At 72.6% G+C, this 963-nt stretch carries 1 protein-coding gene; it reads left to right on the top strand.

Annotated features, from left to right (window positions below; translation table 11 throughout):
* Nucleotides 1–65: 65 nt before the first annotated feature.
* The coding region (xrtA, locus tag CBW50_RS28485; RefSeq protein WP_139842728.1) for an exosortase A at nt 66–963 on the top strand (898 nt) is incomplete at its 3' end.

Below are 963 nucleotides of genomic sequence, written 5' to 3'. Positions count from 1 at the left end.
GGCGGGCCGGGCGCGGGACGGCCCGCCGGCCAGGGCGCGGCGCGACCGGCGCGGGAAGCGTCGACATGAACGTGCAACTCGACAGCGTCAATCGCCTGCCCGCGGCCCTGCTGCCGGACGGCCGCCGCGACCTGGCCCTGCCCGCCCTGCTGCTGGCCCTGGCCGCCGTCGTGCTGCTGTACCACGCCACGTTCTGGTCAATGGTGGAACTGTGGTCGCGTTCGCAGACCTTCGCGCACGGCTTCATGATCGTGCCCATCAGCGCATGGCTGGCCTGGCGCCGCCGCGCCCGCCTGGCCGCGCTGGCGCACCGCCCGTCGCCGTGGGGCTTGCTGCTGCTGGCCCTGCTGGGCCTGGCCTGGCTGCTGGCCGACGCCGCCAACGTGCAGGTGGTGGAGCAATACGCGGCCACGGCCATGCTGCCCGCCTGCGTGCTGGCCATCCTCGGCTGGCCGGCCGTGCGCGTGCTGGCCTTTCCGCTGGCCTACCTGTTCCTCGCCGTGCCCTTCGGCGAAATCTTCCTCGAACCGCTGATCGACTTCACGGCCAGCTTCACGGTGGCCGCGCTGCAGCTGACGGGCGTGCCGGTCTTTCGCGACGGCAATAACTTGTCGCTGCCCACTGGCAACTGGTCGGTGGTCGAGGCGTGCAGCGGCCTGCGCTACCTGATCGCCGCGCTGGCCCTGGGCGCCCTCTACGCCCACCTGAATTTCCGCAGCGCGCGGCGGCGCCTGGCCGTCATGGCCGCCGCCCTGCTCGTGCCCATCCTCGCCAATGGCGTGCGCGCCTACCTGATCGTGATGCTGGGGCACCTGAGCAATATGCGCCTGGCCGTCGGCGTCGACCACCTGGTCTACGGCTGGCTGTTCTTCGGCCTGGTGGCCCTGCTGCTATTCTGGATCGCCGCCCGCTGGCGCGAAGCGCCGCTGCTGCGCGCCGCACAGCCCGCGCCGGCGCCCGTGC

The organism is Janthinobacterium sp. GW458P (assembly GCF_002127585.1).
GTDB lineage: Bacteria > Pseudomonadota > Gammaproteobacteria > Burkholderiales > Burkholderiaceae_D > Janthinobacterium.
Note: the sequence above shows the minus strand (reverse complement) of the source record. Positions and strands in the feature narration are given on the sequence as shown.